Annotated in this window: 18 protein-coding genes and 2 pseudogenes; 13 read left to right on the top strand and 7 right to left on the bottom strand. The window is 68.0% G+C overall.

Features of this window, described 5'->3' with window-relative positions; genetic code table 11:
* Positions 1-13 precede the first annotated feature (13 nt).
* From BN972_RS19045 to BN972_RS19035, 3 genes are read left to right on the top strand one after another with little or no spacing between them, the layout of a single operon-like run.
* Positions 14-763: a DUF2786 domain-containing protein gene (locus BN972_RS19045; RefSeq protein ID WP_036361384.1), complete on the top strand. Its 750-nt coding sequence runs from the start codon at positions 14-16 to the stop codon at positions 761-763.
* A complete protein-coding gene (locus BN972_RS19040) occupies positions 760-1,272 on the top strand; it encodes a TIGR04338 family metallohydrolase (protein WP_036361382.1) in 513 nt (170 codons plus the stop codon). Before BN972_RS19045 ends, BN972_RS19040 begins: the two co-directional genes overlap by 4 nt.
* Before the next feature lie 5 nt (positions 1,273-1,277).
* Positions 1,278-3,374 (top strand): beta-glucosidase, encoded by a 2,097-nt coding sequence (locus BN972_RS19035; protein WP_036363362.1) that lies wholly within the window; start codon positions 1,278-1,280, stop codon positions 3,372-3,374.
* Positions 3,375-3,408: 34 nt separating this feature from the next.
* Here the strand turns inward: BN972_RS19035 and mymT are convergent, their stop codons facing one another.
* Positions 3,409-3,564 carry a copper-binding metallothionein MymT gene (gene mymT, locus BN972_RS30550; protein WP_280513775.1) on the bottom strand — a complete coding sequence of 52 codons (156 nt, stop codon included), beginning with the start codon at positions 3,562-3,564 and terminating at the stop codon, positions 3,409-3,411.
* A gap of 105 nt (positions 3,565-3,669) precedes the next feature.
* Positions 3,670-5,376, bottom strand: coding sequence for a dihydroxy-acid dehydratase (gene ilvD / locus BN972_RS19030; RefSeq protein ID WP_036361380.1), 1,707 nt, complete (start codon positions 5,374-5,376; stop codon positions 3,670-3,672).
* Between the two features lie 123 nt (positions 5,377-5,499).
* On the opposite strand from ilvD, the gene ricR reads away from it, so the two are divergent.
* From ricR to BN972_RS19010, 4 genes are all read left to right on the top strand, one after another.
* Complete coding sequence (ricR, locus tag BN972_RS19025) at positions 5,500-5,790, top strand: copper-sensing transcriptional repressor RicR (protein ID WP_036361378.1); 291 nt, start codon at positions 5,500-5,502, stop codon at positions 5,788-5,790.
* A gap of 82 nt (positions 5,791-5,872) precedes the next feature.
* Positions 5,873-7,120 (top strand): MFS transporter, encoded by a 1,248-nt coding sequence (locus BN972_RS19020; protein ID WP_036361376.1) that lies wholly within the window; start codon positions 5,873-5,875, stop codon positions 7,118-7,120.
* Positions 7,121-7,238: 118 nt separating this feature from the next.
* On the top strand, positions 7,239-8,300 hold the full coding sequence (locus BN972_RS19015) for a L,D-transpeptidase (protein WP_036361375.1): 1,062 nt from the start codon (positions 7,239-7,241) through the stop codon (positions 8,298-8,300).
* Positions 8,301-8,314: 14 nt separating this feature from the next.
* Positions 8,315-9,232: a L,D-transpeptidase gene (locus BN972_RS19010; RefSeq protein ID WP_036361373.1), complete on the top strand. Its 918-nt coding sequence runs from the start codon at positions 8,315-8,317 to the stop codon at positions 9,230-9,232.
* A 6-nt stretch (positions 9,233-9,238) separates the two neighbouring features.
* Here BN972_RS19010 and BN972_RS19005 read toward each other — a convergent pair whose 3' ends face one another.
* A complete protein-coding gene (locus BN972_RS19005; RefSeq protein ID WP_235192518.1) occupies positions 9,239-11,014 on the bottom strand; it encodes a hydroxysqualene dehydroxylase in 1,776 nt (591 codons plus the stop codon).
* A gap of 189 nt (positions 11,015-11,203) precedes the next feature.
* On the opposite strand from BN972_RS19005, the gene BN972_RS19000 reads away from it, so the two are divergent.
* The gene (locus BN972_RS19000) at positions 11,204-11,785 is read left to right on the top strand and encodes a TetR/AcrR family transcriptional regulator (RefSeq protein ID WP_036361372.1); all 582 of its coding nucleotides are present in this window, start codon (positions 11,204-11,206) and stop codon (positions 11,783-11,785) included.
* Complete coding sequence (locus BN972_RS18995; protein ID WP_036361371.1) at positions 11,775-14,021, top strand: molybdopterin-dependent oxidoreductase; 2,247 nt, start codon at positions 11,775-11,777, stop codon at positions 14,019-14,021. Before BN972_RS19000 ends, BN972_RS18995 begins: the two co-directional genes overlap by 11 nt.
* Before the next feature lie 72 nt (positions 14,022-14,093).
* On the opposite strand, the gene BN972_RS18990 is transcribed toward BN972_RS18995, so the two are convergent.
* Positions 14,094-16,079: a M13 family metallopeptidase gene (locus BN972_RS18990; protein ID WP_036361369.1), complete on the bottom strand. Its 1,986-nt coding sequence runs from the start codon at positions 16,077-16,079 to the stop codon at positions 14,094-14,096.
* A gap of 42 nt (positions 16,080-16,121) precedes the next feature.
* Between BN972_RS18990 and BN972_RS18985 the strand changes: the two are divergent.
* Positions 16,122-16,780 (top strand): annotated as a pseudogene (locus tag BN972_RS18985) (hypothetical protein).
* Entirely contained in the window at positions 16,777-17,463 is a 687-nt protein-coding gene (locus BN972_RS18980; protein ID WP_036361366.1) for a hypothetical protein, read from the top strand. Before BN972_RS18985 ends, BN972_RS18980 begins: the two are co-directional and overlap by 4 nt.
* An 11-nt stretch (positions 17,464-17,474) precedes the next feature.
* Here the strand turns inward: BN972_RS18980 and BN972_RS18975 are convergent, their stop codons facing one another.
* Both BN972_RS18975 and BN972_RS18970 read right to left on the bottom strand, forming a co-directional pair.
* The gene (locus BN972_RS18975; protein ID WP_036361364.1) at positions 17,475-17,990 is read right to left on the bottom strand and encodes a hypothetical protein; all 516 of its coding nucleotides are present in this window, start codon (positions 17,988-17,990) and stop codon (positions 17,475-17,477) included.
* Complete coding sequence (locus BN972_RS18970) at positions 17,987-20,962, bottom strand: MMPL family transporter (protein WP_036363356.1); 2,976 nt, start codon at positions 20,960-20,962, stop codon at positions 17,987-17,989. Before BN972_RS18970 ends, BN972_RS18975 begins: the two co-directional genes overlap by 4 nt.
* Before the next feature lie 245 nt (positions 20,963-21,207).
* Here BN972_RS18970 and BN972_RS18965 point away from each other — a divergent pair, with 245 nt between their 5' ends.
* Positions 21,208-21,732 (top strand): hemophore, encoded by a 525-nt coding sequence (locus BN972_RS18965; RefSeq protein WP_036361362.1) that lies wholly within the window; start codon positions 21,208-21,210, stop codon positions 21,730-21,732.
* Between the two features lie 9 nt (positions 21,733-21,741).
* Here BN972_RS18965 and BN972_RS18960 read toward each other — a convergent pair.
* Positions 21,742-22,807 (bottom strand): annotated as a pseudogene (locus tag BN972_RS18960) (lysylphosphatidylglycerol synthase transmembrane domain-containing protein).
* A gap of 174 nt (positions 22,808-22,981) precedes the next feature.
* Here BN972_RS18960 and BN972_RS18955 point away from each other — a divergent pair.
* Complete coding sequence (locus BN972_RS18955; protein ID WP_036361360.1) at positions 22,982-24,148, top strand: AI-2E family transporter; 1,167 nt, start codon at positions 22,982-22,984, stop codon at positions 24,146-24,148.
* The last annotated feature ends 45 nt before the right edge of the window (positions 24,149-24,193 follow it).

The raw sequence follows: 24,193 nt of genomic DNA, 5'->3' as shown, positions 1-24,193 counted from the left end.
TTAGTTTGGCGACATGACCGACGACAAGATGTTGTCCCGTATCGCGGCGTTGCTGCGTCAGGCCGAAGGCACCGACAATCCCCACGAGGCGGACGCATTCCTGAGTGCCGCCCAGCGGTTGGCCACCGCCTCGTCCATCGACCTGGCGGTGGCGCGCTCCCATTCGGCGAACCGGTCCGCTGCCCAGGCCCCCACCCACCGCACCATCACCATCGGCGAGGCGGGCACTCGTGGCCTGCGCACCTATGTGCAGCTGTTCGTCCTGATCGCCGCCGCCAACGATGTGCGCTGCGACATCGCGTCGAACTCGACCTTCCTCTATGCATACGGGTTCGCTGAGGACATTGACGCGACGCATGCCCTGTACGCCAGCCTGGTGGTGCAGATGGTCCGGGCCTCGGATGCCTACCTGGCGACGGGTGCGCACCGGCCCACCCCGACCATCACCGCGCGGCTCAATTTCCAGCTGGCCTTTGGGGCCCGTGTCGGCCAGCGGCTGGCCGAGGCTCGCGAGCAGACCCGCCAGGAGGTGACCAAGGACCGTAGTCGCGCGCCCGGCACCGCGATCGCGTTGCGGGACAAGGAACTCGAGCTGCGGGATTACTACAGCAGCGCATCGAAGGCCCGCGGTACGTGGCAGGCGCATCGGGCCTCGGCCGGATATTCGTCGGCGGCGCGCCGCGCGGGCGACCGAGCCGGCCGCCGGGCCCGGCTGGGCGACAGTCCCGAACTGCCCGGAGCGCGCACCGCGCTGGGCCGGTGACGCGGGCCGAACCATCCGGGCGCGACTCGCAGCGCGCCAAGGTCTACGCGGCCGAGGAATTCGTGCGACTCATGTTCGACCGTGCCGCCGAGCGTGGGTCGCCCAGCGTGGAGTTCTTCGGCACCCAGCTGACGTTGCCGCCCGAGGGCCGGTTCGCCTCGGTGGCCTCGGCGCAGCGGTACGTCGACGAGGTGCTGGATTTGCCGGCGGTGCGCGACCAGTGGCCCGCCGTCTCGGCGCTGCGGGTGCGGGCACGGCGGGCCGCCACCGCCGCGCACTACGAAAACCGCGGCGGCGCAGGCGTTATCGCCGTCCCCGACCGGGTGACCGCCCGCTGGGCGATGCGCGAGCTGGTGATCCTGCATGAGGTGGCGCATCATCTGTGCCAGGAACCCCCGCCGCACGGACCGGCCTTCGCGGCGACCATGTGCACGCTGACCGAGCTGGTGATGGGGCCCGAGGTGGGCCATGTGTTGCGCGTCGTCTACGCGAAGGAAGGGGTGCGGTGAACGACCTGGCCGATCCTGATGCGCGGGCGCGCGAGGTGGAAGCCGAGCTGACCGACGACGAGCGCCTGTCCCTGCTGGTCGGCGTGATGGGCGCCGGAGACTTCTGGCCGCTGCGCGACGAGCGGATACCGCCGGACGTCCCGATGAGCGCCGCATACGTGCCCGGGGTTCCTCGGCTGGGGGTGCCCGCGCTGCGGATGAGCGACGCCGGCCTGGGCGTGACCAATCCCGGTTTCCGCCCCGGCGATACCGCCACCGCGCTGCCGGCGGGGTTGGCGCTGGCGGCCACCTTCAATCCGGGCCTGGCGCGGGCCGCCGGGGCGGTGATCGGCGCGGAGGCACGCAGTCGCGGGCTCAACGTACAGCTGGCCGGCGCCATGAACCTGGCCCGTGACCCGCGCAACGGACGCAACTTCGAGTACTTCTCCGAGGACCCGTGGCTGACCGGGCTGCTGGCCGCCGAGCAGATCATCGGGATCCAGCGGCATGGGGTCATCTCCACGGTCAAGCACTTCTCGCTGAACTGCAATGAGACCAACCGGCACTGGCTGGACGCGGTGATCGATCCCGACGCGCATCGCGAATCCGACCTGCTGGCCTTCGAAATCGCCATCGAGCGCGGTGATCCCGGCGCCGTGATGGCGGCCTACAACAAGGTCAACGGAAAGTACGCCGCCGCGAATGACGTCCTGCTGAATCAGATACTCAAGGGGGCCTGGGGATTTCGCGGCTGGGTGATGTCGGACTGGGGCGGGACACCGGGCTGGGAGTGTGCGCTGCGCGGATTGGACCAGGAGTGCGGCGCACAGATCGATGCGATCCTGTGGCAGGGCGAGGCGTTCAGTGAGCCGCTGCGCGGCGCCCTGGGCGATGGCCGGTTGCCCAGGGAGCGGTTATCGGACATGGTCCGGCGGATCCTGCGGTCGATCTACGCGGTGGGACTCGACCGGTGGGATGCCGCGCCCGAACCGGATGTGCAGGCGCACAACGGCATTGCCTTGGAGATCGCGCGGCAGGGCACTGTGCTGCTGCAGAATCGTGGCGTGCTGCCCCTGGCGTCTGCCGGGCGCATCGCCGTCATCGGTGGCTATGCGCAGCGCGGGGTGCCGGCCGGCTACGGTTCCAGCACGGTGCTGCCCGCGGGCGGGTACGCCGACGTGATTCCGATCGGCGGGGCAGGCTTGGAGGCCGGCTTCCGCAATCTGTATCTGCTGCCGTCTAGTCCGCTCGACGAACTGCGAAAATTGTTCGGCCAGGCCGAGATCGACTTCGACCCCGGCATCAGCCCCGCGGAGGCGGTACCGGTCGCGCGGCGGGCCGACGCGGCGATTGTCTTCGCGGTCCGGGCCGAAGGTGAGGGCTTCGACGGCGCCGACCTGTCGCTGCCCTGGGGGCAGGATGCTTTGATCGCCGCGGTCGCCGCGGCCAACCCGAACACCGTGGTGGTGCTCGAGACCGGCAACCCGGTGGCGATGCCGTGGCGGGACTCCGTCAACGCGATCGTCCAGGCCTGGTACCCCGGGCAGCAGGGTGGCCGGGCGATTGCGGAAATCATTGCCGGACGGGTCAATCCGTCCGGGCGGCTGCCACTGACCTTTCCCGTCGACCTGGACCAGACACCGCGACCGGAGTTGGGGACACCGACCACCATCGAGTACTCCGAGGGCGCCGAGGTCGGGCATCGCTGGTTCGCCGCAACGGGCCGGACCCCGTTGTTCGCGTTCGGACACGGGTTGTCCTACACCAGCTTCGAGTATCGCGACCTCGAGGTGACCGGCGGCGGCACCGTCACGGCCACCTTCAGCGTCGTCAACACCGGTGACCGCAGCGGCAGCGATGTGCCACAGGTCTATCTGACCGACGCGCCGGACGGGCGACGACTGCGGTTGCTCGGGTTCGAACGGGTCGAGCTGGAGCCCGGCGAATCGCGGCGGGTGCGCATCGAGGCCGACCCGCGCCTACTGGCTCGCTACGACGGCCGGGCGCACTGCTGGCGGATCAGCCAGGGCCGCTACGCCGTAGCGGTCGGCGCGTCCGCGGTATCGAAGGATTTGGTTGCCGAAGTAGAAGTAGAGGTGGCCGGCCGTACGTTCGGACGCTGAGGGGCGCATCCGTACGAACGACCGGCCGACCGGCCTACTGGACGGGAACGAGTTCCGCGCCGCAGGTGCAGCGGTACGGTTCGGAGGCGTTGGAGCAGTGGCAGGGGACCTCGACGCGGACGCGACAGCCACAGCCCTCGTGGCCACAGCTCAGCAGGGTGCCGGCTTCGTTGGTTGCCATTCGAATCACCTTCATTTTGTCGTCGGTTGCTTGCCCCGTCAGTATATACCCCTCGGGGGTAAGGGTAAATAGACCGCGGCGGGGCTCCGACGGAATCGCGATGGCGCTGGTGCGCTAGCCGCAGACCGCGCCGATCGCCGCCGACCCGACCAGCTTGACGTACTTGGCCAGAACACCGGTCTTGTAGCGCGTCGGCGGGGGAGTAAATCCCTCCCGCCGCGAGGCGAATTCATCGGGATCCACCAGCACATCCAGGGTGTGGTTGGCCACGTCGAGCCGGATTCGGTCGCCGTCGGCCAGGAACGCGATGGGGCCGGCGTCCACCGCCTCCGGCGCGACGTGGCCCACGCACAGGCCGGTCGTCCCACCGGAGAAGCGACCGTCGGTGAGCAGCAGCACATCCTTGCCCAGCCCGGCGCCCTTGATGGCACCGGTGATGGCCAGCATCTCGCGCATGCCGGGGCCGCCCTTGGGTCCCTCGTAGCGGATCACCACGGCGTCACCATGAGTGATGGTGCCGTCTTCGAGCGCGTCCAGCGCTGCCCGCTCACCGTCGAAAACCCTTGCGGTGCCCTCGAAGACGTCGGAATCGAAGCCGGCGGACTTGACCACAGCTCCCTCCGGCGCCAGCGATCCGCGCAAAATGGTGATGCCGCCGGTCGGGTGGATCGGGTTGTTCAGCGCGCGCAGCACCTTGCCGTCCGGGTCCGGTGGCGCGATGTCGGCGAGATTCTCGGCCAGGGTCTTGCCGGTCACCGTCAGGCATTCGCCGTGCAGCAGGCCGGCGTCCAGCAGAGCTTTCATCACCACCGGCACCCCGCCGATGTGGTCGACATGCGACATCACGTGCCGGCCGAACGGCTTGACGTCGGCCAGATGCGGCACCTTCGAGCCGATCCGGCTGAAATCGTCCAGGGTCAGCTCGACTTCGGCTTCGTATGCGATGGCCAGCAGGTGCAACACCGCGTTGGTCGACCCGCCGAACGCCATCACCACCGCGATGGCGTTCTCGAACGCCTCCCGGGTCAGGATGTCGCGGGCGGTGATGCCCTGGCGCAGCAGCTCCACGACGGCCTGGCCGCTGCGCCGGGCGAACCCGTCGCGGCGGCGGTCGGTGGCCGGCGGGGCGGCGCTGCCCGGTAACGACATGCCCAAAGCCTCGGCGGCGCTGGCCATCGTGTTGGCCGTGTACATGCCGCCACAGGCGCCTTCGCCGGGACAGATGGCCCGCTCGATGGCGTCGACGTCTTCGCGGCTCATCAGCCCGCGCGCGCACGCGCCGACCGCCTCGAAGGCGTCGATGATGGTGACCTCGCGCTCGCTGCCGTCGGAGAGCTTGGCCACGCCGGGCAGGATCGAGCCGGCGTAGAGGAACACTGAGGCGAGGTCCAGGCGGGCCGCGGCCATCAGCATCCCGGGCAGCGACTTGTCGCAGCCGGCCAGCAACACCGAGCCGTCGAGCCGCTCGGCCTGCATGACCGTCTCGACGCTGTCCGCGATCACCTCACGCGACACCAGTGAGAAGTGCATCCCCTCGTGACCCATCGAGATGCCGTCGGACACCGAGATGGTGCCGAACTCCAGCGGGTAGCCGCCGGCGGCGAACACGCCTTCCTTGACGGCCTTGGCCAGCCGGTCCAGGGGGAGGTTGCACGGCGTGATCTCGTTCCAGGACGAGGCGACGCCGATCTGCGCCTTGGCGAAGTCCTCGTCGCCCATGCCTACCGCCCGCAACATCCCACGCGCGGCGGCCTTCTCCAGACCGTCGGTAACGTCGCGACTGCGGGGTTTGATGTCAGCTTGCTCGACGGGAGGGGTCATGGTGCAAGTATGCGGTGCGGCGCGATCCCGCCAAAATCAATTAACCGCGCGGCCTGATACCCTAGCGGGGTATAGAATAGTACGGCAACCCACCTGTCCACCCGGTATTCGTTTGGAGAGCAGATGACCACACCACACGGATACACGCAGCAGAAGGACAACTACGCCAAGAGGCTGCGTCGCATCGAGGGTCAGGTGCGCGGTATCGCGCGCATGATCGATGAGGACAAGTACTGCATCGACGTGCTCACCCAGATCAGCGCCGTCAACAGCGCGCTGCGATCGGTGGCGCTGAATCTGCTCGACGAGCACCTCAACCACTGTGTCACCCGGGCCGTGGCCGAAGGCGGTGACGACGCCGACGGCAAGATCGCCGAAGCGTCAGCGGCGATTGCGCGCCTCGTTCGTTCCTGATCGGGCGTGTTGGCGGGGTAAAGCGGGGTAAAGCCCCGCTGGGTGCGTACCGTGAGGACAACGCGCACCCGCGTCTCACACTATGACTGCCATGACTGCCGAACCCGGAACCACCGCGCGAACGTGGACGCCACGGATCGCGGTGCAGCTGGTGGTGCTGGCCGCGGCGGCCTTCATCTACGTCACCGCCGAATTGCTGCCGGTCGGCGCGCTGTCGGCGATTGCCCGCAACCTCAACGTCAGCGTGGTGTGGGTGGGCACGCTGCTGTCCTGGTACGCCCTGGTCGCGGCGGTGACGACGGTGCCGCTGGTGCGCTGGACCGCGCACTGGCCGCGGCGCCGGACGCTATTGCTCAGCCTGGTCTGCCTGACCCTGTCGCAGCTCATCTCGGCAGTGGCCCCCAACTTCACGGTGCTGGCCGCCGGACGGGTGCTTTGCGCGGTGACGCACGGCCTGCTGTGGTCGGTGATCGCGCCGATCGCCACCCGGCTGGTGCCGCCCAGCCACGCCGGCCGGGCGACCATGTCGATCTATATCGGAACCAGTCTGGCGCTGGTGATCGGCAGTCCGCTGACCGCGGCGCTGAGCCTGATGTGGGGCTGGCGGCTGGCGGTTGTCTGTGTGACCCTCGCGGCCGTGCTGGTCACAGTGGCGGCCCGGGTGGTGCTGCCAGAAATGGTGCTGACTGACGACCAGCTGCAATTCGTCGGCCGGCGTTCCAACCATCACCGCAACCGGGGGCTGATCCTGGTCAGCCTGATCACCATGGTGGGCGTCACCGGTCACTTCGTCTCCTACACCTACATCGTGGTGATCATCCGCCAGATCGTCGGTGTCCGCGGACCCAATGTGGCGTGGCTGCTGGCGGCGTACGGCATCGCCGGGGTGCTGGCGGTGGCCCTGGTGGCGCGGCCGCTGGACCGGCGGCCCAAGGGCGCGATCATCTTCTGCATGGCCGGGCTGACGGCGGCCTTCGCGCTGCTCAGTGCGCTGGCCTTCGGTTGGCACCGGTCTGCGGTGACGGCGTTGGTGGTGGGGACGGGCGCCATCGTGCTGTGGGGTGCGATGGCTACTGCGGTGTCGCCGATGCTGCAGTCCGCGGCGATGCGCGCGGGTGCCGACGACCCGGATGGGGCCTCCGGGCTGTATGTGACGGCGTTCCAGGTGGGCATCATGGCCGGATCACTGGCCGGCGGTTTGCTGTACGAGCGCAGTGTGGCGATGATGCTCACCGCGTCGGCGGGCCTGATGGGTGTCGCGCTGGTGGCGATGACGGCGATCCGACCGATCGTCGAGGCCGCGTCCGTCGAGGATTCTGAGGGCGGGTAACGCCGCTGGTCAGAGCCGCGAACCGCGGTCCGTAACGGTTTGCCGGCTGTTGCCGAATGGCTAACGGGGGGTTCCGTTGTGCCACACTGGGGCGAGAATTTGACCGGAGGGAATCGATATGGCGCGCGGGATCACAGGCCGCCCGAAGTGGCGGCGGACCGCCAGAATCGCCGCTGCTGTCAATGCTTGCGGCGTGGTCGCCGTGCTGATGTTGGGTGCCGGGCCTGCCCTGGCGGACCCCGAGGACGCTCCGGCCGATCCCGGCCCCGTGGGCGGCCCCGCCGAGCCCGCGCCCGGCCCGTTGGCGCTGCCTCCGCTGCCCGACCCGCTCGCGCTGCCGCCGCTCCCGGGCGGTGACCCGGCCGCCATCCCGGGCGGTGTCCCAGCCCCCATTCCCGGCGGTGACCCGGCAGCGGTGCCGGTCGCTTCCGGACCGGCGGCGGGTCAGGACCCGACCCCCTTCGTCGGCGACCCGCCCTTCCGCCCGCCGTCGTTCAACCCGGTGAACGGTGCGATGGTCGGTGTGGCCAAGCCGATCATCATCAACTTCCAGGTGCCCATCGCCGACCGGCCGATGGCCGAGCGGGCCATCCACATCTCGTCGATCCCGCCGGTGCCGGGCAAGTTCTACTGGATGACCCCGAGCCAGCTGCGGTGGCGTCCGCTCAGCTTTTGGCCGGCCAACACCGCGGTCAACATCGATGCGGCCGGCACCAAGTCCAGCTTCCGGACCGGTGACGCGTTGGTGGCCACCGCCGACGACGCCACCCACCAGATGACCATCACCCGCAACGGGACCGTGGTGCAGACCTTCCCGATGTCGATGGGGATGGCCTCCGGCGGCCACCAGACCCCGAACGGCACGTATTACGTCCTCGAGAAGATGGCCTCGGTGGTGATGGACTCCTCCACCTACGGGGTGCCGGTGAATTCGGCCAACGGCTACAAGGTCACGGTGTCCGACGCCGTCCGGATCGACAACAGCGGCAACTTCGTGCATAGCGCGCCGTGGTCGGTGGGTGATCAGGGCAGGCGCGACGTCAGCCACGGCTGCATCAACCTGAGTCCGTCCAACGCCAAGTGGTTCTTCGACAACTTCGGCAGCGGTGACCCCGTTGTGGTGAAGAACTCCGTCGGGATCTACAACAAGCCCGACGGTGCATCAGACTGGCAGTTATAAACACGACCGGAGGGATGCTCATGTGGGGACGCCGTTTCGGGACTCTAGGGGCACTGCGGGCCGCCTTAATCGGCTCCGTGGTCGGCTGCCTGGTGATGCTGAGCGCGGGCACCGCGCTGGCCGACCCCGACCCCGCCCCCGATGATCCCGGGGTGATCGCTCCGCCGGCGGTGCCGGCCGCGGACGCCCCGCCGCCGTTCGCCCCGCCGCCGTTCGTTGGCACGGCTCCGTTCGGGCCGCCGCGGATTGCTCCGGCCAACGGTGCGACGGTGGGCGTGGCCCAGCCGATCATCATCGACTTCCCGGCCCGGGTGGACGACGCGGGCGCCGCCGAAGCCGCGATCCGGGTGACTTCCACGCCGCCGGTCGAGGGCAAGTTCTACTGGCAGACCCCCACCCAGTTGCGCTGGCGTCCGCTGAGCTTCTGGCCCGCCCACACCGACGTGACCGTCGACGCGGGCGGCACCGTGTCCAGCTTCCGCACCGGCGATCAGCTGATCGCCACCGCGGACGACGCCACGCACCAATTGATCGTTGCGCGCAACGGCACTGTGGTGCAGACCTTCCCGATGTCGATGGGCATGGCGTCCGGCGGTCACCAGACCGCCAACGGCACCTATTACGTGCAGGAAAAGATGGCCACGGTGGTGATGGACTCCTCCACCTACGGCGTCCCGGTCAACTCGGCGAACGGCTACAAGATCACGGTTTCCGACGCCGTCCGATTCGACAACAGCGGCAACTTCGTGCACAGCGCGCCGTGGTCGGTTGACGACCAGGGCCGCCGCGACGTCAGCCACGGTTGCATCAACCTGAGCCCGGCCAACGCCAAGTGGTTCTTCACCAACTTCGGTCCCGGTGACCCGATCATCGTGAAGAACTCGGTGGGCACCTACACCAGAAACGACGGATCCAACGACTGGATGAGCTGAGCCGGGTCAACTTCCGGGGCGGCGTGTGTCGAGGAGGTCCAGGACGTTGGGCTTGCCGGCCCGGTAACGGGCCTTGTCGGCCGCTTTCAACGGTTTCCACCACGGCGCCTGGAACAGCGTGACTATCTTGGCCGTTTGACCCGAGTAGCCCGACGCGTGTAGCACCGCGTTGGCGGCCTGGCGTCCGCCTTCGTTGGCGCCTTCCATGGTCGTGACGTTCTGGTCGGTCTGAACCCACTCCCCGGCCAGGAACAGATTGTCAATCCCGGTGCCCGACGTGGGGCGCCGACCCCACGAGCCCGGATCCTGGATGAACAGCGGCTCGTCGTTGCGCACGTTGGGTGTCCCGGAATCGATGATCGCCGGATCCAGGAACCAGGAATGCAGCATCCCGTCGTCGAGCACGTGACCGGTGTCGTTGAGATGAGCCTTGATCTGGGCCCATGCCTCCGCGGCGATCTCGGCGGGGGTGCACTGCCTCGCACTCTTGCCGTTGAAGTTTCCCGGCGTGCTCCAGTCCGAAAGGATCGCCGAGAGACAGTCTTTGACGGTGCCGTCGCCGTAGGTGGTGAGGCTGCGTTTCCAGAACTGCTCCTCACTGATCGACGTGATGCCCCAGCCGGAGTCGACATAGTTGACGTGGCCCTTGGTGACGTCCACGCGCTCCCTGAGATAGAACATCAGCCCGTTCATCCACTCGGTGCGCAACCGGGCTACGTTGGCCAGGCTCGGGTCGGCGGCGATGACATCGTCGGTGAGGACGGCGGCGAGCTTCTCGCATGGGATCGCCGAGACGTACCAGTCCGCAACGACCGGCTGCCGGATGCCGTTGGCATCGACGACGGTCGCCGAGGCGATGTGCCGGCCGGTCGGTGTCAGGCGCGAAAGGGCCTGTCCCACTTTGAATGTCACACCCATCGAGGCGAGGTGGTCCACCCACGGATTCAGCCACTGCGAACTCGTCGGGCCGTTGAGCACGCGGTCGAAGCCCTTGCAGTCGGAGTCGTTGCCGAACAACAGGATCGACCACACCGAGGCCTCGCCCACCAATCCGATCGAATGTGCGCTGGCGTCCCTGGACTTGGATGCGGCGAGATTGCGGATGATCCCGTCGGCGAGGTAGCGGTTGTATTCCACCGACCGCTTGTTGGCGCCGATGTAATCCTCCCACGTCATGTGGTCCCACTGGCCGAGTTTGCGTTCGTCGCAGCTGGTTACGTAGACGGCGAGCTTCTGCGCCGCATACGCCGCCTCCCACAGCGGCAGCCGGAAGAGAGTCTGGAGCACCGTGGTCACCGATTCGATGAAGGACTTCGGCGTGATCGGGTTCGGGATGGTGGGCAGCGGAAACGGCAGCGGAATCGTCAGGTCCGCGCGGCCCAGTCCCGAATGCAAATAGGACGTGGCGCGGGTCAGGTTATTCCAGACACCATTGCGGTTGCCCGGGAACGGGATTCGGCGCATGGTGTCGGTGACGTTGCGGTAGAAGCCGGGAAAGAACCGGAAGCCGTGTTCGGCCGGCAGCGGGGTCGCGCCGGAGTTCGGCACCGGAATCGAGCGGGCCTTTCCGCCGAGGGCCTTGCGTTCGTACACCGTGACGGTGTAGCCGCGATCGGCGAGCTCGTGCGCCGCGGTCAACCCGGCCACGCCCGCTCCGAACACCGCCACCGACTTGCCCGGCGCCGCGTTCGTGACGGGCATGGAACGGGTCAACGCGGCCGCGGTCCCGGCGGCAACAGTCGCGGTGAGCAGGGTACGACGTGACATCGTCGAGCCGGTCACGCCACTAAGTTAATGAAGATTCTGCTGTTGCTGTGGATGTTGACCGGCGTTTCGTGGCATTAAGTGTGGCAAGTGAACCACCAATCACCTTGTTGGAAGCTATGGCGTTCTTGGTTATGGCGTGCGACTATGTAGAGCGTCATACATATTCATCCGGGATGCCTCTAGTCCCGTCAGGCGGGGAGTCTGATGCGTAGTCCACGTGAGCGGATGGTGGTATCCGCTGCGCTTCTTATCAGGGAGCGCGGTGCGCACGCGACGGCCATCTCCGACGTGTTGGCGCACAGCGGCGCGCCGCGCGGATCGGCCTACCACCACTTCCCCGGCGGACGGACCCAACTGCTATGCGAGGCGGTGGATTACGCCGGTGAGTACATTGCCGCGCTGATCGACCAGGCCGGCGGCGGCTTGGATCTGCTGGACGCGATGATCGAGTGGTACCGCGAGCAGTTGCTCAGCACCGACTTCCGGGCGGGTTGCCCGATCGCCGCCGTGGCGGTGGAAGCCGGCGAGCCGCAGAACCGCGAACGGATGGCCCCGGTGGTCGAGCGCGCGGCGGCGGTGTTCGAGCGCTGGTCGGAGTTGATCGCCGCTCGTCTCGTCGTCCACGGAGTGGCCCCGGACCGGGCGGCGGAGTTGGCGACGCTGACCCTCAGCGCACTCGAGGGTGCGCTGCTGCTGGCGCGGGCCCGGCGTGACCTGGCGCCGTTGGACGTCGTGCACCGTCAGTTGCGCGAGGCATTTGAAAGGAGCCTGCCCGATGACCAATGAGTGGCAGCACACCGCCTGCATCCTGTGCGAGTGCAATTGCGGCATCGTCGTCCAGGTCGAAGATCGCAAGCTGGCGCGCATCCGAGGTGACAAAGAGCATCCATGGTCGCAGGGTTATACCTGCAACAAGGCCCTGCGGCTGGACCACTACCAGAACAACCGCGCCCGCCTGACCTCGCCAATGCGTCGACGCCCGGACGGCACCTTCGAGGAAATCGACTGGGACACCGCGATTGTCGAGATCGCCGAAGGGTTCAAGCACATCCGTGACACCTACGGCGGCGACAAGATCTTCTATTACGGCGGCGGCGGGCAGGGCAACCACCTGGGCGGGGCCTACAGCGGCGCGTTCCTGAAGGCGCTGGGCGCCAAGTACCGGTCGAATGCTTTGGCGCAGGAGAAGACCGGCGAGGCCTGGGTCGACGCGCAGCTGTACGGCAGCCACACCCGCGGCGAGTTCGAGCATGCCGAGGTGTCGATATTCGTCGGCAAGAACCCCTGGATGTCGCAAAGTTTCCCGCGGGCCCGGGTGGTGCTCAACGAGATCGCGAAAGACCCCGCGCGGTCGATGATCGTGATCGACCCCGTCGTCACCGACACCGCCAAGATGGCTGACTTCCACCTGCGGGTGCGCCCGGGGACCGACGCCTGGTGCCTCGCGGCGCTGGCCGCCGTGCTGGTTCAGGAAAACCTATGTGACGAAGCGTTTCTCGCTGAGCACGTGCACGGAGTGGAACCCGTTCGTGCGCAGTTGCGTGCGGTTCCCGTCGCGGACTATGCGGGGCGCTGCGGCGTCGACGAGGAGCTGTTGCGGACGGCGGCGCGCCGCATCGCGGGTGCGGCCAGTGTCGCGGTGTTCGAGGACCTGGGCGTCCAGCAGGGCCCCAACAGCACCCTGTGCTCCTACCTCAACAAGCTGTTGTGGATCATGACCGGTAACTTCGCGAAAAAGGGTGCCCAACATCTACATTCGTCGTTCGCGCCGCTGTTCAGCACGGTTTCGGGCAAGACGCCCGTCACCGGTGCGCCGATCATCGCCGGGCTCATACCGGCCAATGCCGTGCCGGAGGAGATTCTGACCGATCACCCGGACCGGTTCCGCGCCATGATCGTCGAGAGCGGCAATCCCGCGCACTCGCTGGCCGATTCGACGGCGTGCCGCAAAGCCTTCGAATCGTTGGAGCTGATGGTCGTGGTCGACGTCGCGATGACCGAGACCGCCAGGCTGGCGCACTACGTGTTGCCCGCGGCTTCCCAATTCGAGAAGCCGGAAGCCACCTTCTTCAATTTCGAATTCCCGGCCAACGGTTTTCAGCTGCGTCGGCCGCTGCTCGAACCGCTGCCGGGGACGCTGCCGGAGCCGGAGATCTGGGCTCGGCTGGTGCGTGCCCTGGGCGTCATCGACGACGCGGAGCTACGGCCGTTGCGCGAGGCCGCGCAGCAGGGCCGCCAGGCGTTCACCGAGGCGTTTCTTCCGACGGTGGCAGGCAACCCCATCATGTCGAAGCTGCTGCCGTACGTCCTCTACGAAACCCTTGGTCCCACCCTGCCCGACGGTATGGCGGGCGCGGCGGCCGTGTGGGGGCTGGCGCAGAAGACGGCAATGACCTACCCCGACGCGGTGCGGCGGGCCGGCCACGCCGATGGCAACGCGTTGTTCGACGCGATTCTTGCGGGGCCGTCGGGCGTGACGTTCACGGTGCACAACTACGAGGATGATTTCGCGCTGATCAGTCACTCCGACCACAAGATCGCGCTGGAGATCCCACAGATGCTGGCCGACCTTGCGGCGCTCACCGCGACACCGGCGCAGCTGACCAGCGTGGAACTGCCGATCGTGCTGTCGGTGGGGGAGCGGCGCGCCTACACCGCCAACGACATCTTCCGGGACCCGTCCTGGCGTAAACGCGACGCCGACGGGGCGCTGCGGGTCAGCGTGGAGGACGCGCAGTTGCTCGGGCTCGTCGATGGCGGCCGGGCCCGGATCACCACGGCGGCCGGCAGCGCCGAGGCGACGGTGGAAATCACCGAGGTGATGCTGCCCGGGCATGCCTCGCTGCCCAACGGCTTCGGGCTGGACTATGTCGACGAGGACGGGCGGACGGTGGTGCCGGGAGTGGCGCCCAATTCGCTCACTTCGACGAGCTGGCGCGACTCGTACGCGGGAACGCCGTGGCACAAGCACGTGCCGGCCCGGATCGAACCCTGCCGAGAAGACGTGAAAGTCCCTTCTTAGCGGTGTGTCAAGGACCGGCTTCTGCGTCTGCTCGACATGGTGGGCTGCGCGCCTAGTTGGCTGCGCGCCTCCCTAATTCCAGATGCGCACGCGGCGTGGGGGTTCCAGGAACAGCTGGTCGTCCTCGGCGACCTCGAACGCCTCGTAGAACGCGTCCAGGTTGCGGATCACGCCGTTGCAGCGGAACTCCGGCGGTGAGTGCGGGTCGACCGCTAACCGCCGGATCGCTTCGGCCGCACGTGATTTCGTCCGCCACACCTGAGCCCAACCGAAGAACACCCGCTGCACGCCGGTCAGGCCGTCGATCACCGGGGCGGGCTCGCCGCCCAACGACAACTGGTAGGCCAGCAGCGCGATGGACAGGCCGCCGAGATCACCGATGTTCTCCCCGACGGTGAAGGCGCCGTTCACGTGGTGGGTGGTGTCCAGTTCGCGTGGCGTATAGTCCTCGTATTGTTCGATCAGCGCCTTGGTGCGGGCGCCGAATTCGGTGCGGTCGTCATCGGTCCACCAGTCCACCAGGTTGCCGTCGCCGTCGTACTTGGCGCCCTGGTCGTCGAACCCGTGCCCGATCTCGTGCCCGATCACCGCGCCGATACCGCCGTAGTTGGCGGCGTCGTCGGCGTCGGCGTCGAAGAACGGCGGCTGCAGAATGGCTGCGGGAAAAACGATTTCGTTCATCCCGGGGTTGTAGTAGGCGTTGACGGTCTGCGGCGTCATGAACCATTCATCCCGGTCGACCGGCCCGCCGAGCTTGGCCAGCTCGCGGTCGTGGTTGACGGCATAGCCACGCTGGTAGTTGCCGTACAGATCGTCGCGGTCGATCACCAGCGCGGAGTAGTCCCGCCACTTCACCGGGTAGCCGACCTTGGCGGTGAACTTGGCCAGCTTCGTCAGCGCCCGTTCCCGGGTCTGGGGCGTCATCCAGTCCAGGTCGCTGATGCTGATCCGGTACGCCTCACGCAGGTTGTCCACCAGCTCGTCGATGCGTGCCTTGGCCCCCGGCGGAAAGTGCTTGTGCACGTACAACTTTCCGACCGCATCACCCATCAACGTCTCCACCAGGGCCACCGCGCGCTTCCAGCGGTCCCGGATCTGCTCGGTACCGGTGAGCCTACGGCCGTAGAAGTCGAAGTCCGCGGCCACCATCGCGTCGGTCAGCCACGGTGAGCGGGCCCGGATCAACCGCCACCGCGCCCAGCTCTTCCAGTCGTCGAGATCCTCGCCGTTCCACAGTGCCGCGAAGGTGGTGAGGTAATCGGGTTGACGCACAACCACTTCCGCGACGGCCTCGGGCGTGGTGCCCAGGCCGGTGACCCAGCCGGCCCAGTCGAAGCCGGCGCCCTCGCTCTGCAGGTCGGCGAAGGTGCGCAGGTTGTAGGTGAGGTCGGCGTCGCGGCGCTTGACCACGTCCCAGTGGGCAGCAGCCAGCTTGCTTTCCAGCGCCACGATGCGGGCGGCGGTGTCGGCGTGGTCGTCGGGCTCGCCGCCGTACACCAACGCGAACATCCGGGCGATGTGGCCGGGGTAGGCCGCCAGGACGGCCGCATGCTGCTCGTCGCGGAAGTAGGACTCGTCGGGCAGCCCGATCCCGGACTGGCTGAAGTGCACCAGGTAACGGTTGGAGTTCTTCGAATCGGTGTCGACGTACAGCCCGACGCCGCCGCCCACCCCGGTGCGTTGCAGGGCCCCAACCACCGCGGCCAGCGTGTCGTGGTCGGCGGCGCCGTCGATGTTGGTCAGCTCGTCGTGCAACGGTTGCAGGCCACGGCGCTCGACGGCGTCCTCGTCGAGAAAGCTGGCGTACAGGTCGCCGATGCGCTGCTCGTCGGTGCCCGTCGCCGCCCCGCTTTCGGATGCCTCGATGATCAGGTCGCGTACCTGCTCCTCGGCGCGATCGAACAGGGTGCGGAAGGCGCCGTCGGTCGCCCGGTCGGCCGGGATCTCGTATTCGGCCAGCCAGCGGCCGTTCACATGGCCGAAAAGGTCGTCCTGGGGGCGGGCGGTGGCGTCGACGTAGCTCAGGTCGATCCCCGAGCGAATGGTCTCTACTGTCACCCCGCCATCCTTCCATCTGTTTTCGGGTGCAACGATCGGGCCATGCCTGACCAGCAGAAAACGAAGGCGGCCAAGGACGACGACGCAGCCGAAGACGAGATCGACGGCGTCGGAGACATCGAAGACATCGACGACGAGGAGGCCACGGACGGCATCTTCTCCAGCTACGGCATCGCATCGACCGTGCTGGGACTGATCGCGGTGGTGGCGGTGGTGCTCGGCGCAATGATCTGGACCACGCACCGCGACGACTCCGCCGAGCGCGTCTACCTGTCGCGGGTGATGCAGGCGGCCACCGACTGGACCGACGTGCTGATCAACATGAACAGCAGCAACATCGACGCCAGCCTGCAGCGCCTGCACGACGGCACGGTGGGCCAGCTGAACACCGACTTCGATGCCGCGGTCCAGCCGTACCGGCAGGTGGTCGCCAAACTGCAGAGCCGCAGCACCGGCCAGATCGAAGCGGTGGCCATCGACACGGTGCACCGCGACCTGGACACCCAGCCGGGCAGCCCCGGCCGGTGGTGACCACGAAGCTGCCCGCGTTCGCCACCCGGACCGACTCGGTGATGCTGATCGCGACCTCGCTCAGCGAGAACGCCGGCGGCAAGCCGCAAACCGTGCACTGGAGCCTGCGCCTGGACGTCTCCAACATCGACAACAAACTGATGATCTCCAAGCTGGAGTCGATCCGATGAGAAACGCGTGGCGACTGTTCGCCTTCGACATCCTGGCCCCGCTGGCGGCGATCACCGCCCTGGTGGCGATCGGCGCGGTGCTCGCGTGGCCGCGCTGGTGGGTGGCCGTCGGTACCGCGCTGGTGTTGCTGGTGGTCCAGGGCGTCGCCATCAACTTCTGGCTGCTGCGCCGGGACGCGGTCACCGTCGGGACCGACGACGACGCGCCGGCGCTGCGGCTGGCGGTCGTTTTCCTGGCGACGGCGGCGCTGGGCGCGGCGGTGGTGACCGGATACACGCACTGGACGACCAAGGACGAGGACTTCAAGCGGGATTCGCTGACGGTCACCCAGGTCGCGACCGGGCTGGCCGAGGCCGTGGCGTCGTTCTCCCCGACGGCGCCGGCGGCCTCCATCGACCGGGCCGCGGGACTGATGGTGCCGGAGCGGGCGGGCAAGTTCAAAGAGGAATTCACCAAGTCCAGCGCCGAGATGGTGCAGCAGAAGGTCTCTGTCCAGGCTGCCACGCTGGCGGCGGGCGTCGAGGCCATCGGACCGTCGGCGGCCAGCGTCGCGGTGGTCCTGCGGGTCACCAAGAACGCGCCCGGCCAACCCACCAGTCAGGCCAACCCGGCGGTGCGGGTGACGCTGACCAAACGCGGCAACGACTGGCTGGTGAACGACTTCGTGCCGATCGGGCGTTGATCAGTCGGAGATCAGTTGGAGTTCGACGACCGCTCGTTCTTCACCCGGACGAAGCGGTCGGACAACCTGCGCATCCGGATCATCAGCGAGGCCGACGGGCTGACACTGCCGTCGAGGTAGGTGGCGAGGTCGTCGGCGGCTACGCCGATGCGCGACGCGAACTCCTGGCGGCCCAGGCCCGAACGGTCCATCAGCAGCTGCACGTGCCGGGCGACTTCGGCGCGCTCGTTGGCCTCGAGGTGAGTGCGGGCGCGCTCCAGTACCTCCCAGAGCGCCTTGGCGATCCCGACCGGGCGGGACCCGCGCAGGATCTCCTCGACCTGGCGGGCGGTACGCCCGTAGGGGTCCCGCTTGAGTGCACCGGCGATGCGCTTCCAGGTGCCGATGTCACCGCCCTGCAGGGCGGCGTTGATAGCGGCGGTAGACCAGAATTCGACGGGCTGGTCCGGGTCGGGCCGCCGAACGGAGTCGTTTCGTGGGGAGGGCGCGGCCGGCACCCCTTTCCAGCGGTCGGCAGCCAACGTCACCTCGCCTCCTCCAACATCGCCACGGCCACGGACAGGCAGCGCTGCCTGACCTCCTCCCAGTTTGCCTCGTCATCCTCGGACCACTCGTCATCGAGGTCAGACGGCTCGGGATCGGCCAGCCGGCGGACCAGTTCGCTGGCCATCCACTGTTGCCGCGCAGCCGATCCGGCAGGTTGACCAGAGTAATACCTGTCCATACCGCCCAGCACCACCGCGGCGGTCTCTGGATCCATGACGTCGACCATGTCTGCAAAATCGGCGTAATCGCGGCTGCTGTTACGGACCATGATCAAGTAGCCCTTGAGCCGCAGCGTTTCGGCGCCGGTGGGGATCAGCAGGCGGTCGCCGGTGGGCAGCTGGACGTTGGTGGTCTCCACCGGGCTGCGACGGCGGTACTTGGGTCGCGCCCGGCCGCCGCTCTCCAAAGCGTCCAGGGCTACCGAGAGGCGCCCGCGCCAGAGCGTGACCGGATGGACCGGCCGGTCGGACCAGGACATCGCCTTGGCGATGCCGTTGCGATAGGCCAGGCCGACCCGTTTGGCCTTGGTGGCCGCGAAGGCCTGACCGACCGGACCGGTGGCCAGCGCCACCGTGTCGGCCTCGGCGCTTTCGGGCTGGAGTTCCCGGTCCGGCTCCTTGCGTTCGCAGCCGGTGAAGGCGAGCGGGTCGGCCACGCAAACGGCGTCGGGCGCAAGGTGTTTGAGTTTCGCCGCGGATTTGATCACCATGCGCAGATCGGCGCTGGGTGCAATGGCCGCGGTGATGTCGTCGGGGATCGTGACGACACCGCCCAGGTCGACGTCGGGCAGCGGCCGGTCGAAGTCGACCGACGGCAGGATGCGGCCCAACCAGCCCGGCAGCCACCAGTTCCACTTGGCGAACATCGCCATCAGCGCCGGAACCAGCACCAACCGCACGACGGTCGCATCGACGGCGATGGCCACGGCACAGGCCACGCCGATCTCGGCGACCAACGGCATGCCCGCGAAGGCGAAGCCGCAGAAAACCGCGATCATGATCAGCGCGGCGCTGGTGATGGTGCGGGCGCTGGTGCTGACGCCGTAGGCGACCGCGTCCCGGGTGTGCCCGGTCTGCAGGAAGCGTTCCCGGATGCGGGTGAGCAGGAAGATCTCGTAGTCCATGGACAGCCCGAAGGTCATCGCCAGGACCAGCGGCGGGACCGTGCTGTCGATCGAGGTCAGGTGCGGGAAGCCGAGCTTGTCCGCCCAGCCCCACTGAAAAACCATCACCAGGCTGCCGTAGGCCGCCGCCACCGACAGCAACGTCATCAGCACACCCTTGACCGCCAGCAGCACCGAGTGCACCGACACCAGCAGCATCAGGAAGGCGATCAGCGCTACGAAGCCGAGTACCAGCGGCTGGGTGGCCGCGACGCGGTCGTCGAAGTCCTTGATCAGCGCCGTCGACCCGCCGATCGCCACTTGCGCGTCGCCGGCGACCCCGGGCACATGGCTACGCATCCAATCGACGGTGTGCCGGGCGCGCAGGTCCTCCGGGTCGACGGACAGCACCGCACCGAGCACCGCGCTGCGGTTGTCGTCGGCATATTCCGGTGGCGTCACGGACGCGACCTCGGGGCCTTCCGCCATCTTCTGCCGGATCGTGCCGAGCAGCTGCGCGCGGTCCGCGGCGGCGTCGGGCCCCTGCGGCGAATCCGGGAAGGTGACCAGCACCTGGACGGGGCCCAGCGCGCCAGGGCCCAGGGCTTGGGAGGCGGCTGCCACGCCACCCCGAATCTCGTGCGAGGAGTCGAACTGGCGTAACAGGCTGTTGCCCAGCACCATCGACGTCGCGGGCGCCGCCATCAGCAGCAACACGGCAGAGGCCGCCACTGCGGAGATCCACGGCCGGCGCATCACCCAGGTGACCCAGCGGGTCCAGAACCGCGACACCGTGCTTTCCGGCCGCCGCGACCAGTGCAACAGGGCCGACCGCTTGGCCGCGGCACGGGCGAACGTGGCCAGCAGCGCCGGGGTGAGCGTGGCCGACGTCAGCATCGCGATGGCGACCGCCAGGATCGCGCCGGTGGCCATCGATCGCAGTGCCGGGGTGTTGATCAGGTAGATGCCGGTGAGCGAGGCGATGACGGTCATGCCGGACAGCACCACCGCGAGCCCGGAGGTGGCCATCGCCGCGTCCACGGCCTCCTGCGGCTGCCGGCCGCTGCGCAGCTCCTCGCGATATCGCATCAGGATGAACAGCGAATAGTCCACCGCCAGCGCGATGCCGAACATCGACACCGTCGAGGTGACGAACACCGACATGGTGGTGTGCATGGACAGGGCGTAGACCAGCCCCATGGTCACCACGACCGTGCAGACACCCAAAGCCAGCGGGATCGCGGCGGCGGCCAGCGAACCGAACACCGCCAGCAGCACGATCAGGATGATCGGCAGGTTCCACTCTTCGGCTTTGGCGATGTCGTGCTTGGTGTTGGCCGCCGCGGCCGCCGACAACGCGCCCTGCCCGATGACGTAGAGCCGTACGCGCCCGTTGGCGGTCTGTCCGGACCGGTCGTCCTCGACGCCGATCCGCTGGCGCAGCTTCTTGGCAACGTCGCTGGTGCCCGGGTTGCGGGCGTCCAGCCGCAGCGTGATCACGTAGGGCCGGTCCGGCTGCGGCGGCCGCTGGGTCGGGTTGGGCGCTTCGGACACCCCGGGAAACTCGCCGGCGATGTGCCGGAGCTGGGCGACGGCTTCGTCGATGTCCTGGTAGGTCGCGTCGGCGCGAGGGGCCGCCACCAGCGCCAACGGCGACGCGCCGAGGTCGGGGTACTGAGCGACGAGCTCGTCGTGCACGGCCAGTGACTGGGAACCGGCAACCTCGAACCCGCCGCCGGTCAGGTTTCCCGACTGCGTCATCGCCAGATACACCGCCGGCACCAGGGCAAGCAACCAGCCCGTGAAGACCAACCAGCGGAATCTGCGCAGGTTGCGGCTCAGCCGCATCATGAACTGCTGGATTTCTATCTCCCCGAATTTCATCGCCAGCGCGTGCCCGCGAGCCTACCCGAGAACACGGATCTCAAGTCTGCTTATCGGTTCCTGAGCTGGGACGACACCGGTTCGGCCGGATTGTTGTTAAGTCGTGATCGCCAGGCGGGGGTCACACGAGTTGGCAGCCGCGCTGCCGGAGATGGCAGGATGAGGACGGCCGCAGTCGGGGGACGTGCAGCGGCGATCGTGAGGAGTATTTGATGAAGCCAAGCAGGGCTGCCGTGCGCCGTGGCCTTTTCGCAGCAGTCACCGTTACGGGTCTGTCGTGTGCCGGCAGCGCGATGGTGGCGACCCCGGCGGCGACGGGCGCGACGGATCCGTGCGCGGCCAGCGAGGTGGCCCGGACGGTCGGCTCGGTGGCCAAGTCGATGGGCGATTACCTGGACTCGCACCCGGAGACCAACCAGGTGATGACCAGCGCTCTGCAGCAGCAGCCCGGGCCGCAGTCGCTGGGCTCGATCAAGGCCTACATGGAGGCCAACCCCAAGGTGGCGCTGGACCTGCAGGGCCTGGCCAACCCGCTGAACAAGCTGGGGACGCAGTGCCGGCTGCCGATCTCGTTGCCGCAGGCGCTGAGCATGGTGCAGGCCGCCCAGGGCGGGGCCCTGCCGAACTTGCCGGCTGGCGGCGCGCCTGCGGGGACGCAACCGCCGGCGCTCTCCCCGGTCTCGGGTGGTGGAGCGTTGCCCGCGCCGCTGCCGGGCCCCAAGCCCAGCAACGGCTGACGCGGCCGCTCAGCCGGCCGCCCGCATCCGCGGATCGGTCGGTGGATCCTCGGAGTCCGCGTCGGACAGCTTCTCGGTGCGGAACACGAAGAAGAACACCACCCAGCCGATCGCTGCGATGAACAACCAGCTGATCAGTCGGTAGATCAACATTGCGGAGATGGCGTTGGGCAGCGCCATGCCACTGGAAACAAGACCCGGCACCAGGACCGCCTCGACGACCAGCAGACCGCCGGGCATCAGCGGAATCGTGCCGACCGCCCGCGCCGCCGCGTAGGCGACCGTCAGACCCGCAACGGAGGCGTGGTCGCCGGCGGCGTAGGCGGCGAAGCCCAGACATGCGACGTCGGCGACCCAGTTGAACAACGACCAACTGAATGCGACGCCCAGGTCCCGGCGGCTCAGACTCACCGATTCGAGCTGCGTCAGGATCTCGCGCCACTTCGCCAGCCCAGTGTCCGCCGGCTTGCCTCGTACCGAGTTGACCGCCGCCAGGACCCGGCCACCAATCCCTTCGATCAGCTCCGGCCTGGAGGCCACCGCCTGGGCCAGCAGCAGCAGCGCGACGAAGCCGCCCAGCGTGAACAGCAGCGAGAATGGGTTGTTCTTGGCGCCCAGGAAAAACGCTCCGCCGAGCCCCAGCACCGCCAGCCCCACCGCTTGCAACGCGCCGGACATGACCAGCTGCCAGGACGCCACCACCGTCGAGGCACCCCAGATCCGTTGCTGACGCAGCAGAAACGTCGCCGAGATCACCGGCCCGCCGGGCAGCGTGGTGCTCAGCGCGTTGGCGGCGTAAAACGCGCCCTCCGAACGTAATTGCTTGACGTGCACCCCGGCCGAGCGCAGCAGCGTGCGTTGAATCTGGGCGAAACTGTGCATCGAGGCGGCCGCGGCCACCATCGCGGCGATCAGCCACCACCATTCGGCCTGGAACAGGCTCGTCCAGGCTTTTGCCAGTTGATCCCAGCCCAAGGCGATCTCGACGCCCAGCACTACCGCGACGGCCCCAAGCACCACCCACCGCAGCCACCAGTACTTGCCCCGCGCGGCCGCCTCCCCGCGCTGCAGGGATACCCCCGCGAGCTTGCGGGCGGCAGCGTCGTACGGCATCGCATTAGGTTAACCGCGCCGGTAACGCTGCCAAAGGTGCACGTCGCCGACGTGTCGGGGTCGTTCCTGGGATGTAACCGGATCGTGCCGCCCGGGTTTGCGGGGCTCGGTCACGCGGCCCCGTTAGAGTGGCCCAATGTCGACAACTCACGACGACGCCGCGGTCAGCCCGCTGGTTCGCAAAACCGCCGCTTGGTCGTGGCGGCTGCTGGTTATCTTGGCGACCGGGGTAGCTCTGTTGTGGGTGGTCGACAAGCTGGAAGTCATCGTGGTCCCGGTGTTGCTGGCGTTGATGCTCAGCGCATTGCTGGTGCCGCTGGTCGACTGGCTGGACAAGAAGGGATTGCCGCGCGGCCTCGCCGTGACGCTGGTGTTGCTCGGCGGCTTCGCGATCCTGGGCGGCATCCTGGCCTTCGTCATCAGTCAGTTCATCGTCGGCCTGCCCGACTTGGTGAAACAGGTCGAGCGCAGCATCGACTCCAGCCGCAAGTGGCTGATCGAGGGGCCGGCGCACATCCGCAACGAGCAGATCGACCATGCGGGCAACGCCGCGATCGAGGCACTGCGCAACAACCAGGCAAAGGTGACCAGCGGAGCGCTCTCGACTGCGGCCACGATCACCGAATTGCTCACGGCGGCGGTATTGGTGCTGTTCACGCTGATCTTCTTCCTCTATGGCGGCCGCAACATCTGGAAGTACGTGCAGCAGATCTTCCCGGGGCACGTCCGGGACCGTGTCCACGAGGCCGGACTTGCCGGATACGGCGCCCTGACCGGATACATCCGGGCGACTTTCCTGGTCGCCCTGACCGACGCGGTCGGGGTGGGCGCCGGTCTGGCGGTCATGGGTGTGCCGCTCGCGTTGCCGCTGGCCTCCATCGTCTTTCTCGGTGCCTTCGTGCCGCTGATCGGTGCGCTGGTGTCGGGCCTGCTGGCCGTGGTGGTGGCGCTACTGGCCAAAGGACTGGTGTACGCGCTGCTCACCCTGGGGTTGCTAATCGTGGTGAACCAGCTCGAGGCGCACGTGTTGCAGCCGCTGGTGATGGGCCGGGCGGTGTCGATCCACCCGCTGGCGGTGGTGCTGGCGATCGCCGCCGGCGGCGTCCTGGCCGGAATCGTCGGTGCCCTGCTGGCGATCCCGACGGTGGCGTTCCTCAACAATGCGCTGCAGGTGCTGTTGGCCAGGGATCCGCAGGCAGCCCAGGAGCAGCAGCGCGAAGACGAAGAGGTGTCCGCAATCGTGCAGGCCAAGCCGGACAACCCGGAGGAACCCGCTAAAACTGGCGAGTCCGACGAGGGCTAGCCGCTAGCCGCCCCGCTGAAGGTGCACGGAATGCCGGCCGCCGCG

The organism is Mycobacterium asiaticum DSM 44297 (assembly GCF_000613245.1).
Lineage (GTDB): Bacteria > Actinomycetota > Actinomycetes > Mycobacteriales > Mycobacteriaceae > Mycobacterium > Mycobacterium asiaticum.
The sequence above is the reverse complement of the archived record's forward strand: the minus strand, read 5'-3'. Positions and strand labels throughout refer to the sequence as shown.

Bases quoted from the DNA above. Each gene is read 5' to 3' on its own strand.
- BN972_RS19045 (WP_036361384.1), top strand. From the start codon at position 14: ATGACCGACGACAAGATGTTGTCCCGTATCGCGGCGTTGCTGCGTCAG.
- ilvD (WP_036361380.1), bottom strand. From the start codon at position 5,376: ATGACCCCTCCCGTCGAGCAAGCTGACATCAAACCCCGCAGTCGCGAC.
- ricR (WP_036361378.1), top strand. From the start codon at position 5,500: ATGACCACACCACACGGATACACGCAGCAGAAGGACAACTACGCCAAG.
- BN972_RS19020 (WP_036361376.1), top strand. From the start codon at position 5,873: ATGACTGCCATGACTGCCGAACCCGGAACCACCGCGCGAACGTGGACG.
- BN972_RS19015 (WP_036361375.1), top strand. From the start codon at position 7,239: ATGGCGCGCGGGATCACAGGCCGCCCGAAGTGGCGGCGGACCGCCAGA.
- BN972_RS19010 (WP_036361373.1), top strand. From the start codon at position 8,315: ATGCTCATGTGGGGACGCCGTTTCGGGACTCTAGGGGCACTGCGGGCC.
- BN972_RS19000 (WP_036361372.1), top strand. From the start codon at position 11,204: ATGCGTAGTCCACGTGAGCGGATGGTGGTATCCGCTGCGCTTCTTATC.
- BN972_RS18995 (WP_036361371.1), top strand. From the start codon at position 11,775: ATGACCAATGAGTGGCAGCACACCGCCTGCATCCTGTGCGAGTGCAAT.
- BN972_RS18980 (WP_036361366.1), top strand. From the start codon at position 16,777: ATGAGAAACGCGTGGCGACTGTTCGCCTTCGACATCCTGGCCCCGCTG.
- BN972_RS18970 (WP_036363356.1), bottom strand. From the start codon at position 20,962: ATGATGCGGCTGAGCCGCAACCTGCGCAGATTCCGCTGGTTGGTCTTC.
- BN972_RS18965 (WP_036361362.1), top strand. From the start codon at position 21,208: ATGAAGCCAAGCAGGGCTGCCGTGCGCCGTGGCCTTTTCGCAGCAGTC.
- BN972_RS18955 (WP_036361360.1), top strand. From the start codon at position 22,982: ATGTCGACAACTCACGACGACGCCGCGGTCAGCCCGCTGGTTCGCAAA.